The sequence below is a fragment of the Methanoculleus frigidifontis genome (genome assembly GCF_030464345.1).
GTDB classification, from domain to species: domain Archaea; phylum Halobacteriota; class Methanomicrobia; order Methanomicrobiales; family Methanoculleaceae; genus Methanoculleus_A; species Methanoculleus_A frigidifontis.
Genome location: NZ_VCYH01000001.1, coordinates 321,393 through 337,565, shown reverse-complemented (window position 1 = coordinate 337,565; position 16,173 = coordinate 321,393). Strand labels below are relative to the sequence as shown.

Sequence of the window (16,173 nt, the reverse complement as noted above, 5' to 3'; positions counted from 1 at the left end):
AGGGTGCCGGACGCACATGATCACGTTTCACGCTAGCCGGATCGGCATCTTCGGCTCGGTCGCACGGGGCGGAGAGGCCGGAGCGAGCGATATCGGTTCTCATCGCCTGGGTTCTCCCGGCCGGCCGGCCGAGGTCTTACCCAAACCGCCGTCGGGCGAGGCCGAGAGCGCGGCCGGCCAGCCGGATGCAGAACGCTGCCTCCTCTTCGCAGACAAGCGAGCCGCTGTACTGGACGTTGTGTCTCGCAATCCGCAGTTTGTCGAAGGCGCTCAGCAGATCCGCAACGTCGGGGTCATCGCCTGCAATATGCCGCACAGCGGTAACAAGGCAGGCATGACTCCGTTCGACGTAGCCTGCGGCATACAGAAATGCCCGGACGCTATGGAATGCACTGTTGTACGCGGCGAGGTGAGCCATCTCATACTCTTCGATGGCCACGTTCTTCTCCGCTGCCCGCAGGAACCGTGCCGCAGAATCGAGCGACCCGGGGACCCGCTCCTCCGCCCCGGGAGCAGAGCGGATAAGCCCTCTGTCGACGCACTCCTTCCACCTCATAACGGAGCTCCCCGGACGAGCACGTGATTTTTCAGAACGCTGGCGACGAACGGATCGCCCGTCTCTTTCATCTGCTCCCACCGGTAGTAGGGGACGGCCGTCACCTGCACCTCGCGGCCGGTCTCCTGCTCCAGTATCTGCACCCGGCTCTGGTCGACCTGGCCCGGATCGCCGATGACCAGGATATCGATGTCGCTCCGCTCATCGAAGGTTCCCGCCGACGTGCTCCCGTAGATAGCAACCGCGATGCTTTCAGGCGCGACATCCTCGATTCCGGCCTCCGCGAGGAGCAGAACCATGCAAGCTCGCTTCAACTCCCGGGCGACAAAGGAGTCATTGTTGAGGGAGAGGAGCCGTGCTGTGCCGAGGTGGGTGACGGTGAGCAGCCCGTCACGCTCGAAGGTATCGGCATACGACGTGACGCTTCCCGGACTGACCCCGGCCTCCCGGGCGAGCTGGTTGACGTGGATCTCACCCGCAGGGTGGGTGAGAAACCAGGCGAGGACCCGGAACCCGACGAACTTCCTGAACTCCTCGATCATATAATATATTGAATGATCGTTCAGTGTATTAAACGGTTGTGGGGTGGAGCCAAAGGTAGGATTTCCAAGACCATCGACCGCATCTTGAAGGATTTCATCCAAGATGACCTATGCCTATGACGATTTTACTGCCGACACGAGGACACAGGATGCGGTCGTGCTCTGTTTTCACCTCACAGTTCATACTGCGAATTTTCGGAAAATCACCGAAGTTCCGCAGCTATTCAGGGGATCCCCGACATCACCAGTTCCGGTCTGGTTGATCATGATGGATGATACTGAAAGAAGTGGAACATCCTGGTTTTGGTCTTTCAGCCCTGTGCAGGTCCCCCGCATACAAAAGAGATGGACGAGGGGAGTTATAAGCAAGAACAGCGTTTAGTGAAAGTGAGTAATTGCGGCGCAGCCCACCCAACAAGTCAGGATCTAGCACAATGGCTTGGGCGTGCTTACCGAAGAGAAAACATGTGAATATTTTGTTGAAGTCACTAGTGGATCTTGTCATTTTATTTTGAAGATTCTGGTGCCGTGAAATGGAACGCCAAAGACCACAGACGAGAAGAGGCGAAGATCAGCGAGATTGCGAAGGGTAGCGGGATTTGTGAATTTAAGGTGACAAAGAGCACTAGCATTGCACGCACGCGCTTTTCGGCTCATGGAATAAGGCCATGCGCAGTGGCTGGGCGTTGTCCACAGGGGCATATGATCGCAAGGCTTTCACTCCTAAGAGTCTTCCTTGCTCGTCGCGAACAGCAGATCGTGGAGATGTGTCCGGAGATACAACATCCGCTCTTTTAGTTACTTCTGCTACCGGCCATGATGTGATATACATGACCCCTTCCTTTGGAGCTGGAAGGTTGAGCACTTGTCCATAAGTTGTGTGCAGAACCGGAACTCCCTCAATCTCCCCGAGGATCTCCGGGGCAAAAGCCACTCTCGCCACTTTCCCGCTTGGAGGCAGTTCCAGTGCTGTACCGTCTGGACGATAGAGGCGAATGTAATGTTGAGTTAAATTGCAAAGGGAGACTTCAGTCTCCACTCTTTCACTAAGATCCTGAAACATCAGCGTTCACCTTCTGCATCAGTGCGTAGATATTGGACGGTGGGATCCAGTTCCCGTTTTTCGCCGTTCCCAAGCACGACATCTCGGACACATGAAAGATGATCGAATCGCCGTTCGACTACCTTGTTCCACATAGTTTGGACAACTGCAGCAGTCTGTGATTCATTATAGAAATTGCATACCTCCTTGTACTCTTCAAAGAGCGGTGCGGGCAACCTGAAGCTTGCAGGGGTTGTAGATGTGCTCGGATACTCTTCTTTCCAGCTGCGGGGATGGAACACTCCGACAATTTCAGGGTCACTTGACTCGGAGCTAATGTAGAGAAGAGCCATGTAATCTCCATATCCCTCATAAACCTCGTCTGCCGACTTTTCATCGAGCGAGGCCACTCCTAACAAGCCTCCAACATCTGTCACATAATATCCTGTGACAGGGTCATTATGTGGAGCAATGACAAGACCACAACGATCTTCAGTCAAAAAACCCCGCACTTCTGTGCGGTTGATTAAGCCCGGGCGCCTCTTTGGGAGACTCCTACCATCGTGTGCTCGTAGGCTCATCAGATCAGGATACAATTCAATAAACCAGGTCGCGAAGATCTTGCCATCCATACGTGTCACCTACTTCAAATATATACTTGTAGTAAACGCCAGTATATACGAAAGTATACAACCTAAAGGTTTCGCAACCCCTGTTCAGGTCTCGCCTCACCCTCAGCGCTTAACTGGGTCGTGTGACTACGTGAGTGAGGAGCGGAAACCTCAACTTCTGCCTATCTTGAACTGATTTTTGGCAGAATAGCGAGTGTAGAAATCTGGATTCAGAGCGGCAACCATCTCATGAAATTATGTCCGATTACCCTCTCTTTCCCCAAACAAGGGTACCAAATCCGTAAGGATGATCGTATGCCATATGCTTCTGGTAAGGGTCACCCTAGCATGAGAAAAAGGAGAATCTAGGTTACCGCACCAACCCAAGATCCTTCCTGATCTGCGTGAGCATCTGCAGATACTCTTCACTCTTTTTCGCCTCCTCCGTCGACTCATCCACCTTCATCGCCGCTCTTTCGTCCAGAGCCATCGAACACGCCGCGCAGTAGAGGGCATCGTGGGCGTTCAGGTTCTTGCATCGCGGGCACTGCCGGGGCTCGAGAGCGGCATCTGCGGGGTCAGGGCTGTCGTCGATGAACCCGGCGTTCTCCAGGAGCTTCCGCTCGACATCCGCACCCGAGAGGTGGACGTAGACCTCCGGCATCGCGCTGTTCCTCTCCCAGCCGGCCACGAGCCGGAGCTCCTTCTCTGAGAGTTCCCTTTTCTTACCATTGCTCCGGGTCAAGCTGGTAAGCCGGGCGTGACGGATCGCGTGCGGGTGGAACTCGTTGACAGATAGTGAATAGATTCCTAGGAGATGCACAGAATAAGATGGATTCCCAAGAGTGAGTGATGTAAAATCAGTTAGGATACTGTAACCGAGGGAACTTTTCGAAATGTTTATCCTCCAAAGCGTAGGGACCCCCTATCCGGGATCTAATAAAACAGAACGGGACTTTAACCAACTCTACCAGAAGATAGGCTTGTATGTTAATAATCAGAGAAGGGCAGCTTTCAAAATTTAAAATCGGAATTACAACTGATTATTTCCCAAAAACGAAACATGCGAGGGACCGGATTCGAACCGGCGAACTCCTACGAGAATAGGCCCTGAATCAATTCCCATATTATGGCAATAGGTTTCAGTAACTTTATCGTCTCTCGGTCCTATCAATCAGTATGCAGAAGCCCCGGTTCGACTCATCGACGATCCCGGTGCTCGACCCACCCGAGAACACCGAGATCCTGAAGAAATACGTACGTCACTGCGAACTCCGGAGGGTAGCCCCGACAACCATCACCAACAAGGTGAGACGACTCGCACCATTCCTAAAGTGGGCAGGTGTGAAGGCCGACGAAGTGCCTGCAGAGGCAATCGAGGACTACTTCCTGGATCGCATGGATAGACTGTCGTCGGCGACCATCGACGGCGACGTGATCGAGTTCCGGGTCTTCTACAAGTGGCTCATCGGAACAGACCGTGCGAAAGAACTTCTGAAGAACATCAAGAAGTCTCGGAAGAAACGCGATCTGCCGGTAGAGCAGCTTCTCACCCGGGAAGACATCCAGGCATTGATCGCATGTGCCGAACGGCAGCGAGACCGGGCGCTCATTGCGCTGCTGTGGGATTCGGGGGCACGGATCACCGGAGTCCTCGATCTCAATGTGGGGCACATCTCCTTCGACCGCTACGGCGGGGTGTGCATTGTCGAAGACAAGACCGGGAAGCGGAAACTTCGGCTCATCTCATCCGTTCCCGACCTGCAGACATGGCTCGATCAGCATCCCTTCGGCACTGATGCCCAGGCGCCGCTCTTCGTCACCTCGCGATCGTTTACCGGAGGAAAGCCCCGGCGGCTCGCAGGCCGGACCGTGAACAATCTCCTCTCCCGGCTCGGGAAGCAGGCAGGGATACAGAAGCCGACCAACCCACACGCCATCCGTCATGCCCGGCTCACCGACCTGGCCCGGGAGGGACTCTCAGAGATGGAGCTCCGGATCGTCGCCGGCTGGAGCAAGTCCTCGAACATGCCAGAGGTGTACGTCCACCTCTCCGGCGCCGATGTGGAGAAGAAAATCCTCAAGGCGGAAGGGGTCATTGTAGAGGAAGAGGAGAAACGGCCAACCGCAATGCAGGCGATCAAGTGTCCCCGGTGCAAGGAGCTGAACGCCGCCGGCTCAAGGCGCTGTAAGTCGTGTTCGCTGATCCTGGATCCAAAGTTGGCAGTGGAAGTGGATGAGAAGAGTCAATATATCCCGGAAGTGCTTGCAGTGATGATGAAGAAGCCGAACTTCCACCAGATATTCGAAGAAGCAATGCTAGAAGTGTCATTGCAGGGGAAAGACTGATACAACTCCTTTTTTGGATGACTTTATTGCAAAAACGCCGCGTTCCGCATCAGCGTCGCCTGGGAAATAACGGGAACTGACTGCCGCAAATTCACCAAGCGCGGCTGTGCTTTATACATGCCGGCGTCGATGTTCATGCTAGCGTATAGCGTGTGCGAATAGCAATCAAAACCGAAAAACGAGTTTCACAGGAAGGGATAGCGGGAGGCCGATCAGACGCCAACCTGGAGCGGCCACCGCACCCGTAGTGGAGTGAGCATTGCAAACTCCAGGTGATTGTTGACGCTGGCGTGCCATAAACCCTTGCGAGGGAGCGGCGCGAAAGTGTAGCGCCCTGGAGTTGGCCACGCACTCCACGTTTCCCCTTCCGGGAGACGTGCCAATGACGCCGGAAGTACCAGAACAAAACCCACCACCCGACAGCCGAAGAGACGCCGACAGTCGTAGCCATCTCAACGATGTAGCACAGGGAGTGCTATCGTGACGGAGGCCTTGTCATTCGAGGAGAAGGTGTCTTATCTCATCGACACCCCGGACGATCTTCTCCCGTGCTTTTCGCCGCTTGAGCGGGCGACCATCATGGCGCTGAAAGCAATGCGGAAGGGCGACCGGAAGGCCAAAGGAAGCCACGCCGGGAGCCGCGACACCAATGAGACAGGACCGGGAAAGCACCCCGGTGTACGGACGCCAGCCGTGGTCGACGGAGAAACAGAGCGACTCTGGGAAAAGTCCTCGCCGCGAGCAGCCCCTCCCACAACATGACAAAAGATGAGGTTTCACCGTTTCGGACTTCTTCTGTAGCCTGCTGCACCACCACGGTTGACCGCGAGCGCGGCTGCCCAAACAGTGAGAAAACCTCTCCCGCCCTTCTGCCACACACTTTCGCCCCGCATCCGCTCAGGATGTATAAACCCTGAGACCGACGGTCAGTGCATGGAGCCCAATCGACCATCCACGACCCCGACACTCTTCCAGGATCGAAGCGTCTTCGCCGCCGACTACGTACCCGAACCGGCACCCAGCCGCATGGCCATGATGGATCAGCTCGCTTTCAACCTGCGCTCAGGCATGGTCGGCGCAACCCCGAGTCACGTCATCTGCAGCGGTCCGCCGGGAACCGGAAAGACCGCGTGCGTACGGGCGCTCTTCGCCGAGATCGAAGAGATGACCGATCGCTTCATCCCGGTCTACGTCGACTGCCGCATCGACCGCACGCTGTATGCCATCCACTCGCGGGTCTTTGCGAGACTGGCCGGCCGGCCGCCGGCAGACGATATGGAGGAGTGGGACGTTACCCGCGCCGTGGCCGAGATGATGCGGGAGCGCAAGGCCGTGCTCGTCGTCTGCCTCGACGACATCGCCTGCATCGGCAGCAGGAGCGAGGTCAACCTTGCCCTGGCAACGCTGCTGCGCATGTACGAGAGCTATCCCGGCACCAAAATCGGCGTGGTCGCTATCGTCAACGATCTCAGGTACCATCTCGCCGCCGACGTGGATCGCTCTGTCTTCTCGGTCTTCCACCCAACCGAGATCTTCTTCCCGCCGCTCTACGTCAAAGAGATCCGCGGAATCCTCCGGGATCGGGTGCGGCAGGGGCTCGCTCCCCGCGCAGTCCCGGTCAAGGTGCTCGAGATGGTCGTGGAGCGGGTGAGAGAACACGGCGACATTCGTGTGGGTCTCGACCTGCTGCAGAGAGCGGCGACGCTTGCAGAGCAGGACGGCCGGAGAAGAGTGACCGCAGAGGATGTTTGCACGGCGTGCGAGAGTTCGGTGATTGATCCCCGGCTGCGGGTGATCCGTGCGCCGGCGTGAACCGAAAAAGCATCTCTTTTTCGCTCTCCTACGAATCCCACCTCCGCCCGCTCCCTCCGGTCGCTCCGCCCTCCTCCCGGGAGGAGGGCAGTCATGGCGATAGCCCCTTGTCCCGGGATTGCAGCCGATGCACCGGGTGGGTAGGGCGCAGGCACGATCCATCAGCCGCGAGCATGCCCGGCGGAGCCGGAGATGCGAGCGGCGGTCACAAAACAGCCGCCACGCTGCGAGGCCGTGCCGAGCGAGTGAGGGCGCCCGCGGGCCCGGACACCAAAAATGAGCAGGGCGATGTTCTGCAGCGACCGCAGGGAGCAAAGAAGCTCGCCCGTCTGCGCGGCTCACAACCCTTTCGGCGTTATTTTCTCAGAAATTCTTTCAGATCCTTCTCACTGATCCGGTAGAACTTGCCCACCTTCACGGCGTGCAGTTTTCCTTCACGGATCCAGGCGGTAATGTTTCGAGGCGTGGTGCGGAGGATCTCGGCCACCTCTTCCGTGGTGTAGAAGGTCAGTTCGTCATCATCAACCGGCATGGCCATAGAGTATAGTATGGTGCGGCATCCGTATAAATTCGTATCCATTTGTATGCAAATTTGTTGTAATATATACAAATAGATACAGATAGATACAAATAAATACTTTTGCGTATAATATATGAGTGGAGGAACATGAGATGTCCTTTCACAAAGCAGGAAGGCTCGCGCTGCATGACGGCGCCCTTCAGGTAGAGATCGACGGGATCGGAAGATTCTCGTTCGATAATACGATGCTCGTCGGTGCGGACGGCAAGCCCGTCGGCTATGCACTGCCGAGCACGTCGGGAAAAGCGGTGAACCTGCACATGACAGCCGGGCAGCTGTACACGGTAATCAGAACCCAGCTGCTTGAGCTCGCCGGGCAGAGAATACAGAAAGCAGCAGTGTTCGAGGTGGCGTAAATGTCCTGCCAGACCCCTACAGCCATCACGAACCCCTGCACAGAGAAGATCGGCGGGCAGCCCCTTAACCCTTCCGGGCGCCCCCTTTCTTTCACCGACGCGATCCCGTACCGCGACCTCTGCCACCTGGCCGCCCTCGAGGAGCGGGCGATGGAGATCGGCGCGGGGCGCTCACCGCTCGATCAGCGCGTCGCCGCGCATCTCTTCGGGCAGGCCGAGGCGATCCGGCAGCAGTACCGCGACCTGGTCGCAGAGTACGGTCTCGAGGCCTGCGCCCGGTGGGCGGCCGAGGACGACGCACGCCGCGGGGTGTACTGATGTCGGTGATCTGCGACGACTGCGGCGCTGAGGTGCCGGACGAGTGCTGCCGGATGAGCCGCGAGTGGGAAGAGTACTGGGGTGCGCCGTGTTCCTACACGGTGGTCACCGGCTACATCTGCCCGGAGTGCGGGCACAGGGAGGCGTGACGGATGGTCTCCGTCTACGAGGTGGTCCGGGACCGGATCATCTCCTCCCTTGCTGCCGGCACGGTACCCTGGCGGCAGACCTGGCAGAGCATGTCCCCGATGAACCTGGCCACCGGCCGGCCCTACCGCGGGATCAACCGGATCCTGCTCTCCGGCCATCTCTGGTGGGGCACCTACAATCAGATCAAACACCTCGGCGGCCACGTCCGGAAGGGCGAGAAGGCGTCCGGGATCGTGGTCTTCTGGTCGTTCGACGAGACCCGGCGGACGGTGAGCGAGAACGGCGACGAGGTCGCGGTGATCATGCAGCGGGAGCGGCCGCTGGTGCGCTACTACAAGGTCTTCAACCTCGCGCAGTGCGACGGGATCGCCGTGGAGGACGTCGGCGAGGTGCAGCCGATCGCCTCCTGCGAAGAGGTCATCGCCCGGAACGCTCCCCGGATGGTCGCGGGCGAGCCGGCTTACCTCCCGAAGAGCGACGCGATCGCGATGCCCGGGATCGACCGGTTCGTCTCGGCCGAGGCGTACTACGCGGCCTTCTTCCACGAGCTCGCCCACTGGACCGGGCACGCCTCCCGGCTCGACCGGCCCGGGATCACGGGGCCGATCCGGTTCGGCAGCGAGCAGTACAGCCGCGAGGAGCTGACGGCGGAGATGGGCGCCGCATTCCTCTGCGCGATGACCGGCACCGATCTGCCGGTGCTCGAGAACCAGGCGGCCTATATCGCCGGGTGGCTCCGACACATCCGCGATGGCTCGGCAGCCGACGTGATCCGGGCCGCGGCGGATGCGCAGAAAGCGGCGGACTTCCTCACCGGGAGCGGGGAGGAGGAATTTCCTTTTTCGGGCGGTGCGGCCGGGCGAGCTTCTTTGCTCCCTGCGGTCGCTGCAGAACATCGCCCTGGTTCTTCCCGGTGTACTGGGCCTCGGGCGCCCTCACTCGCTCGGCGAGGCCTCGCAGCGTGACGGCTGCTCCGGGACCGCCGCTCGCATCACCGGCTCCGCCGGGCATGCTCGCGGCTGACGGATCGCACCTGCGCCCACCCGCCCGGCGTATCAGCTGTTACGCCCGGGGGCAAGGGGCTATCGCCAGGACTGCCCTCCTCCCGGGAGGAGGGCGGAGCGACCGGAGGGAGCGGGCGGAGGTGGGCTCTTTGAGCAACGGCGGGCGGATGATAAATCCGATGGCTGCAGTTCACTCAGGCGCATTATTTCCGAGCGCGATTGGCAGAATCAATTCCATCTTAAAATCCCTTTCTGCTTTTAAGGAGACTGTAGATCAATCTGACTGCGTATCGGAAGGTTAATGGTCGCGCAACCGGATTATCGCGTATGGAATGCATAGCGCCGCCATACGGTGTCTCAACCGGATGGACAATTAAACCGGAGGTCTGGAAGGGAGTGGTATGAGAGGAAAATATTGTATAGCCCTCGCTCTCGTTTTGATTGCAGTCCTTGCCTGCCAGAGTGCATCCGCGTCCGGTATCGTAGACTATGAACTCGTTACCACATGGGGATCACTCGGCACCGATGAAGGAAGGTTCAACTCTCCTCACGGCATCGCGGTTGACGGTGATGGGCAAGTCTATGTTGCTGATTTCGAAAATGACCGCATCCAGAAATTTACGTCGGACGGCACTTTTGTGACCGCATGGGGTACAGAAGGCAGTGGAGACGGGCAGTTTCGACAACCGCGCGCGGTAGCGGTTGCTACTGATGGCAAGGTCTACGTAGCAGAATCCTCCCGCATCCAGATTTTTGACAGCAATGGCACATTTCTTGGGAAGTGGGGATCGTATGGCACTGATGAGGGGCAGATGAAAAGCGTCTACGACCTTGCTGTGGATACTGCTGGCAACGTCTACGTGGCTGATGCCGGTAATGACCGGGTTCAGAAGTTCAACAGCTCTGGCGGCTTTCTTTCAGCATGGGGATCGCTCGGTACTTACGATGGAGAGTTCAATGATCCCTATGGGATCTCTGCTGATGCCGATGGCAACGTCTATGTAGTGGACAATGGCAATGGTAGAATCCAGAAGTTTGACAGCGCCGGAATGTTCCTTGACAAATGGGTGTTAGGGGAAGAGTTTTACTCCCCAATGGGAGTCACGGTTGATACCGATGGCAAATTCTATGTAACAACAGTGTATTCGCCACTTCTGAAGTTCGACAGAAACGGCACTCTGATTGCACGATCCACTGCTGATAACATCTACATTAACTGGGCCGTAGCGATTGGTGCTGAGGACACTGTCTATGTAACATCTGCAAACAATCACTGCGTTTGTGTCTTTAGGGAGTCTCAACCCCCGACACCAACGATAACCCCGACACCGATTCCTACGGCGCCAGCGCCCGTATCGATCAGATCCAACAAGGGCAGTCTTGTTCACGGCAATAATTTCGTCGTCACCATCTCTGGGAGGTCGGAGAGGGATTATTGGCTCTATATCAGAGATGCGAATTTGACGCATCTTGAATACCCGCTGATCGCTCCGGGTCAGCCTGGGGTGACCTTCGCGAATGTTCCGGTTACCGGGAAGGCAAACTTCACCGAGACCCAGGCGATCGTTAGAACCGACACAGTTGGGCGCCGGTATGTCCAGCTCAACACTACATCGGCCACCGGAATCCAGACCTTCACAATCACTGTTGTTGACCCAGTCGACAACACCACCGACGATGTTAATGTAATAGTCGAGCGAGGCCAGGTCACGCAGAATATCTGCAATAGCAGCACCTACTTCCCCGGCGAGGAGATCGTGCTCTCCGGAACCAACACTGAGAACACGACTACCTACCTTTTCCTCACCGGCCCGAGCCTCCCGACTAGCGGTGCCGGACTGGATAATGTGACCGTGGCTGTTATCGACCAGCAGGGCTCCACCTTCGCGCAGACTAGCGTCGAGACTGACGATTCCTGGGAGTACAAATGGGACACCTCTAAAGCTGGTGGTGTGCTGGACGAAGGCACCTACATCCTGTACGCAGCGGCAGCGCCAAGGGATGCTCTCCATATCTCGGAGACTCAGTACGCTGTTGCATCCATTCAACTGCAGGCTCCCTGGATTCGGGTGGACGCAATCGGCGACCAGGTAGCAAGCGGTACCATCACAATCTCGGGAACGACCAACCTCCCATCGAACGACGAACTGCAGTATACTGTGCATCCCGTTACCGGGCCGGATAATGCAACCGTGCTCTCCGGCGGGATGCTCGTTCAGTGGGGGAAGCCGAACAATACCTGGCAGTTCAGGCTGGACCTGTTCCGCCTTCAGCCGGATACCTACAACCTCGAAGTTGGGTCAGTACGGACGGGTACAACCACGAACGCGACCTTCCTGCTCAAATCGCCGGCGGTAACCCCGACACCCACGCCCACTCCGTTCCAGGGCGATCTTGCTCTCCTGCCCGGCTGGAACTTCATCTCGGTCCCGAAAAGACTAGCCGACGGGAACAACACCGCAGCGCAGGTCTTCGGTGATATCGATACAGCGGGGCACTCGTTCTTCCAGTATGACGCGGCAACGCGATCCTGGAGCGCTCTGAACGGCAGCAGTGCGATCAAACCTTTGGACGGCTACTGGATCTATGCAAACGCCAGCACATCCGTCGGCCTGGTGTTTGCGGGCGGCAGTATGACAGCGCCGCCATCGAAGGCTCTCTCGCAGGGTTGGAATGCCGTCGGGTTTTCAAGCACTGTCCCGGTCTCGGCCCGCGACGCTTTCTCCTCGGTAGCGGCAGCATGGATCAACGCGATCGGCTGGGACGCCGGCCTCAAGGAGTACAACCTTGCGATCGTCAATGGAGGGAGCGGTCTGTGCAGCGACGGCCGTCTGCTGGAGCCGGGCAGGGGGTATTGGCTCTTCATGACCGACGGGGGAGAACTTGCCGCTCTTATGGGATGATTAGGCAAGATCCTTCATTTTCAATAGTATCAGTCAGAGCGCGGTTCAAAATTTTTTAATCCCGGGGATGCCTGCTTCCAGGCCGGGCGAGCTTCTTTGCTCCCGGTGGTCGCTGCAGAACATCGCCCTGGTTCTTCCCGGTGTACTGGGCACCGGACGCCCCCACCCGCTCGGCGCGGCCTCGCAGCGTGACGGCTGCTTGGTGACCGCCACTCACATCACCGGCTGGCGCCGGGCATGCTCATGGCTGGGTGCCTAGCAGAAGTAACGCTGCTTGTCGGTCTTTTTTCTTTGCTTAAGTGTCTGATTATAGATCAGGAATTCACGGCAGCCAGATCCCGAATGCAAAATGCCAGATGACACGAGATTGAAAAGCAATTATGGTTTGGGTTTCAGTTCGGGGTGCTTCTGAAAATACTTTTTGAGGTTGGGATTGCTCTTCAGTATGTCTTTGAACAGTCCAAATCTATATGGTATCCGATAGCAGCGATTGTCGTTGTCTGGGATGACCTCTGCAAATACATACCGGGTACATGCATGCTGGGTGTGTTCTTTAAATTTCCATTGGAAGAGGATGTAACTTGACTGGTCTAGGACTATCGGGATAAGGCCAATTTTCTGCCTATCAGAATTATCTTTCCTGTCAAAAATATCCGATACCCATCCATTTTCGATATCTCTCTGAAACATTAGTTTCGCACCCTTTAACATGTCAATGTCTAAGCAATGACTTCTCCAGATTTCGAATGGCCCGGAGAACCTTATCCCATAGGGTCCTTCAGCATGATACCACTCGAGCCGATAGTAATTTACACGACCACGATACTCGCACCGAATGCAAAACTGCTCAGGACAGTATGACCCTCCCATATAACCTCGTAAAGAGTATGGCAAAATGAATGGTATCACGTCCACTCTTGGCGTGGATATAGTGTCTTTCGCACCAAATACATTCAAGAGCAGACAGGGGATATTCTGGATATTGACATTATATATCCCAGTTTGACTGAATATACCCCTATCATCGGTTAATTCCAGAACTTCTGCCTCGTCTTCTTCCTCAGCCCACTCCTCTATGAGGTTTTCTTCGCCGTACTCATCGTCCATGAATGCCAAGTGGGTAGATGCTTATATAAACCTTGTGAAAATGGACGACCTCACTCATATTGCCAGAGTCGAAATGCGCCGTGCACCTTCCCTTCGAGATGATCCTGCGTCTTATCGAAAGCCGTGGTAACTCGCGTCCGATGCATCAGCAAGAAGTAGTAGAAATTTACAAACCATACTGCCGCATCGATAAATTCAACCTCACGTTGTGGCGCAATTATGTTCTTGACATCCGTCTGATCAGCAAGCGGATCGCAGAACGCCTGAACCCTGCCAAGTTGACATGCAGATAGTGAGACGGTCTTACCTGCAAAACAGAACTCAGGAAAATCTTCGGGATACATCTCTTCTCCATCGGGGAGCAGAAATGCTCCAATATCATCTTCAACAACACCGTGCCCACTCAGGTGGATTATCTCAAAATCTTCCAGATACCTTTCATCCTCCAAAACATCGAGCAAGTCTTGATCATCTCGAATTTCAACGAACTCCGTAAGTTTTGGATCAGTTATGCCCAAAAATTCCTCAAGGATCAATCCCTCTCGGTAGTTGTCCTCCTCTGGAGTACACTCGAGTATTAACAGCGACATATTTGAGGATCATTATGTTGCCTTATGGAGTTGTCGATTTGATCACAGGTTTTGATAGTGCGTGTTGCACATTTGGTAATGTTTGGGGCAATAGACAGAGTTCTTAAGGGCGATTCGGTAGCACAGGCTCCGTTTTTGATTACACGCAAGGGTTGCCTCTAGCCACCTCACAACGCTATCCTGCACACCCGAAACCCCCCCCAAAAAAAAAGTATCTCTTCAATCCCCGTCGCGTCCCGTCCAGAAGACCGCGTATACCGGGTAGTGGTCTGAGACATCTTCCGTCATTGTCTGGTTCAGCCCATAGACCGTGTCGAACCGGAAGACCCCGGCCTCGCCTGCATAGTCTGTGCCGGCACCGTCGGTGATGATGATCCGGTCGTAGGTGACATCCGTGCTCTTCGTGGTGGTGTCGAAGTCATTGGTGATCAGCCAGGTGTATTCCTCACCCCTCATCGTCGTGGCGCCGTCCTCATCGAAGTACGACCCGTCGGCGTTCAGGTCGCCCAGGACGATGAAGTCCTGCTCTGCAGGGTAGATCCCGCGGGCGTACTCCACCACGGCGTCGAGGGCGTCGATCTCCTCGGTGGCCTCGTCGGGGTCAGTGTGGATGACGATGTAGACCGCATCGAAGGTTCCGTCACGCGCCGCGAACGGAGCGATGAACGGCTGGCGGTGGAACGGGTCGGTGCCCTCCGGCTCCGGGTAGGTCGCGCCGGGCGCCGTCAGCTCGACGGTGCTCCGGTCGTAGAAGTAGGCGTACTGCTCCTTGCTGCTCGTCCGGCCGAGCCGCTCGCTCGCAACGTAGGTGTAGTTCGAGCCGTCGGCGTTCACGGCCTCGAGGAGTGCCGGCAGGGCGGTGCCGGAACTGTCGCGGACCTCCTGGACGGCGACGAGATCGTAGGTCCGGATGATTTGGGCGAGCACGTCCATGACCTCGGGCTTTCCGGCCTTCGTGACGCCGAAGACCTGGATGTTGAAGGCGCCGATCCGGATCGTGCCATTCGCCGCCGGCGGGGCTACGGTCACGGTCGGCGTCGGGGTGGCGGTCTCCTCCAGGGTCGGGATGATGATCGGCGTCGGTGTTGGTTCCGGTGTGCCGGGGAGGCTGGGCACCGTGATATCCGGCACCGTGACATCAGGTACCGAGACGTTGACCGTGCACCCTGCGGTGCAGGCGATGAACAGTATGAGCACTGCACAGACGGGCAGCGCTCGGGAGAATGGAAGTCTGGTCATTGTTTCACACTATGTGGTGCAACGATAAAAATGCAGGGCGTTTGGTTAAGCAATCCTTAAATACCAGCAATTCCGGCCGGATCCGCTGGAAAAAGCACCCTCACAGAAGCTCTCAGACGGCCGATCTTGGGGCGACCCATACTAAACACCCTCCGAAAATTACCCTTGCTCATATCGCCAATATGGCCTTATTATCCTGCCGTTTCTCGGCAATCGGAGCGAAATACGTCGTTTAATTCCAACGCCTGGATCCGGTCACGGAAACCTTCGTGAAAATCGAAAAAGGACGCTAAATTGCCTATATTTCAGGACGGAAAGAGAGGGCCATTCCCTCCCTCACGCCAGGGTCGGCACGGTGTCCGCCAGAGTCAAGTGCAACGATGCTCGGTACCCGTGCAGAAGTATGAGCGCTCGATGCTTTCGTCCTGTAGATGAAGGGGTTGGTGATAGAAACCCCAATCACACTCTGCTTCTCACCGTGAACCCCCCCGAAAACCCCCGGGTGCCCTTCAGGTAATCGCTCGTGCGGGTAAGGGCGCTCTTCACCCCCCGGTTCTGCGAGTGCACCAGGTAGAAGAGGTTTAAGAAGAAGATCGCGCTGTCAACGAAGTACACCTCCTTCTTCGGGCCGACGACCAGCCGTGCGCCGGTCTGCTGCATGAACCGGTCGGTGAACGCGACCTTCCCGAGCGAACAGGCCGAGAGTCCCACGAGCTCGGCGCTCGCGAAGCAGCCTTCCGGGAACTCCTCGGGGAACACCCGCGCCCGGAGGAGCTGGAGATAGGCCTCGCCCTTCTGCTCCACGACCCCGTGCGAGGAGATGTAGACGTGCTCGTACTCAGGGCCGCCGCCCGAGAGCAGGTTCAGGAGATCGGACTTCCGCGTGATCTCATGGTAGTCGACCGGGTGGTCGGTCATCTTGAGGAACTCGTTGAGCACATAGCCGTCCCGGCGTCCCCGGTTGTAGTCCGCCTTCTTCGTGCAGCACTCGAGGATCAGCATCGCCATCGCTCA

At 56.9% G+C, this 16,173-nt stretch carries 17 protein-coding genes; 8 read left to right on the top strand and 9 right to left on the bottom strand.

The window, feature by feature from the left end; all coding sequences use genetic code 11:
* Positions 1–136 precede the first annotated feature (136 nt).
* The 4 genes from FGU65_RS01680 to FGU65_RS01665 all read right to left on the bottom strand — a co-directional run bounded on the left by FGU65_RS01680 (position 137) and on the right by FGU65_RS01665 (position 3,574).
* On the bottom strand, positions 137–556 hold the full coding sequence (locus tag FGU65_RS01680) for a HEPN domain-containing protein (protein ID WP_301662662.1): 420 nt from the start codon (positions 554–556) through the stop codon (positions 137–139).
* Positions 553–1,098 (bottom strand): nucleotidyltransferase domain-containing protein, encoded by a 546-nt coding sequence (locus tag FGU65_RS01675; protein ID WP_301662661.1) that lies wholly within the window; start codon positions 1,096–1,098, stop codon positions 553–555. Before FGU65_RS01675 ends, FGU65_RS01680 begins: the two co-directional genes overlap by 4 nt.
* A gap of 1,062 nt (positions 1,099–2,160) precedes the next feature.
* Positions 2,161–2,772 (bottom strand): hypothetical protein, encoded by a 612-nt coding sequence (locus FGU65_RS01670; RefSeq protein WP_301662660.1) that lies wholly within the window; start codon positions 2,770–2,772, stop codon positions 2,161–2,163.
* Positions 2,773–3,121: 349 nt separating this feature from the next.
* On the bottom strand, positions 3,122–3,574 hold the full coding sequence (locus tag FGU65_RS01665) for an integrase (RefSeq protein WP_301662659.1): 453 nt from the start codon (positions 3,572–3,574) through the stop codon (positions 3,122–3,124).
* 356 nt (positions 3,575–3,930) lie between these two features.
* Here FGU65_RS01665 and FGU65_RS01660 point away from each other — a divergent pair, with 356 nt between their 5' ends.
* The 3 genes from FGU65_RS01660 (at position 3,931) to FGU65_RS01650 (ending at position 6,912) form a co-directional block, all read left to right on the top strand.
* Entirely contained in the window at positions 3,931–5,100 is a 1,170-nt protein-coding gene (locus tag FGU65_RS01660; protein ID WP_301662658.1) for a tyrosine-type recombinase/integrase, read from the top strand.
* Between the two features lie 480 nt (positions 5,101–5,580).
* Positions 5,581–5,862 carry a hypothetical protein gene (locus tag FGU65_RS01655; RefSeq protein WP_301662657.1) on the top strand — a complete coding sequence of 94 codons (282 nt, stop codon included), beginning with the start codon at positions 5,581–5,583 and terminating at the stop codon, positions 5,860–5,862.
* 171 nt (positions 5,863–6,033) lie between these two features.
* A complete protein-coding gene (locus FGU65_RS01650) occupies positions 6,034–6,912 on the top strand; it encodes an AAA family ATPase (protein ID WP_301662656.1) in 879 nt (292 codons plus the stop codon).
* A 355-nt stretch (positions 6,913–7,267) separates the two neighbouring features.
* Here FGU65_RS01650 and FGU65_RS01645 read toward each other — a convergent pair whose 3' ends face one another.
* Entirely contained in the window at positions 7,268–7,450 is a 183-nt protein-coding gene (locus FGU65_RS01645) for a helix-turn-helix domain-containing protein (protein WP_301662655.1), read from the bottom strand.
* Positions 7,451–7,584: 134 nt separating this feature from the next.
* Here FGU65_RS01645 and FGU65_RS01640 point away from each other — a divergent pair, with 134 nt between their 5' ends.
* The 5 genes from FGU65_RS01640 to FGU65_RS01620 all read left to right on the top strand — a co-directional run bounded on the left by FGU65_RS01640 (position 7,585) and on the right by FGU65_RS01620 (position 12,223).
* Positions 7,585–7,848: a hypothetical protein gene (locus FGU65_RS01640; protein WP_301662654.1), complete on the top strand. Its 264-nt coding sequence runs from the start codon at positions 7,585–7,587 to the stop codon at positions 7,846–7,848.
* Positions 7,849–8,166 (top strand): hypothetical protein, encoded by a 318-nt coding sequence (locus tag FGU65_RS01635; RefSeq protein ID WP_301662653.1) that lies wholly within the window; start codon positions 7,849–7,851, stop codon positions 8,164–8,166.
* The gene (locus tag FGU65_RS01630) at positions 8,166–8,315 is read left to right on the top strand and encodes a hypothetical protein (protein ID WP_301662652.1); all 150 of its coding nucleotides are present in this window, start codon (positions 8,166–8,168) and stop codon (positions 8,313–8,315) included. Before FGU65_RS01635 ends, FGU65_RS01630 begins: the two co-directional genes overlap by 1 nt.
* A 3-nt stretch (positions 8,316–8,318) precedes the next feature.
* Positions 8,319–9,281, top strand: a complete 963-nt coding sequence (locus FGU65_RS01625) for an ArdC family protein (protein ID WP_301662651.1) — start codon at positions 8,319–8,321, stop codon at positions 9,279–9,281.
* Between the two features lie 440 nt (positions 9,282–9,721).
* Positions 9,722–12,223 (top strand): SMP-30/gluconolactonase/LRE family protein, encoded by a 2,502-nt coding sequence (locus FGU65_RS01620; RefSeq protein ID WP_301662650.1) that lies wholly within the window; start codon positions 9,722–9,724, stop codon positions 12,221–12,223.
* 378 nt (positions 12,224–12,601) lie between these two features.
* Here FGU65_RS01620 and FGU65_RS01615 read toward each other — a convergent pair whose 3' ends face one another.
* The 4 genes from FGU65_RS01615 to FGU65_RS01600 all read right to left on the bottom strand — a co-directional run bounded on the left by FGU65_RS01615 (position 12,602) and on the right by FGU65_RS01600 (position 16,167).
* Positions 12,602–13,330, bottom strand: a complete 729-nt coding sequence (locus FGU65_RS01615; protein WP_301662649.1) for a hypothetical protein — start codon at positions 13,328–13,330, stop codon at positions 12,602–12,604.
* 50 nt (positions 13,331–13,380) lie between these two features.
* Positions 13,381–13,920, bottom strand: a complete 540-nt coding sequence (locus FGU65_RS01610; RefSeq protein ID WP_301662648.1) for a hypothetical protein — start codon at positions 13,918–13,920, stop codon at positions 13,381–13,383.
* 219 nt (positions 13,921–14,139) lie between these two features.
* Positions 14,140–15,159 carry an exonuclease/endonuclease/phosphatase family protein gene (locus FGU65_RS01605; protein WP_301662647.1) on the bottom strand — a complete coding sequence of 340 codons (1,020 nt, stop codon included), beginning with the start codon at positions 15,157–15,159 and terminating at the stop codon, positions 14,140–14,142.
* 459 nt (positions 15,160–15,618) lie between these two features.
* Positions 15,619–16,167, bottom strand: coding sequence for a CHAT domain-containing protein (locus tag FGU65_RS01600; RefSeq protein WP_301662646.1), 549 nt, complete (start codon positions 16,165–16,167; stop codon positions 15,619–15,621).
* Between the last annotated feature and the right edge of the window lie 6 nt (positions 16,168–16,173).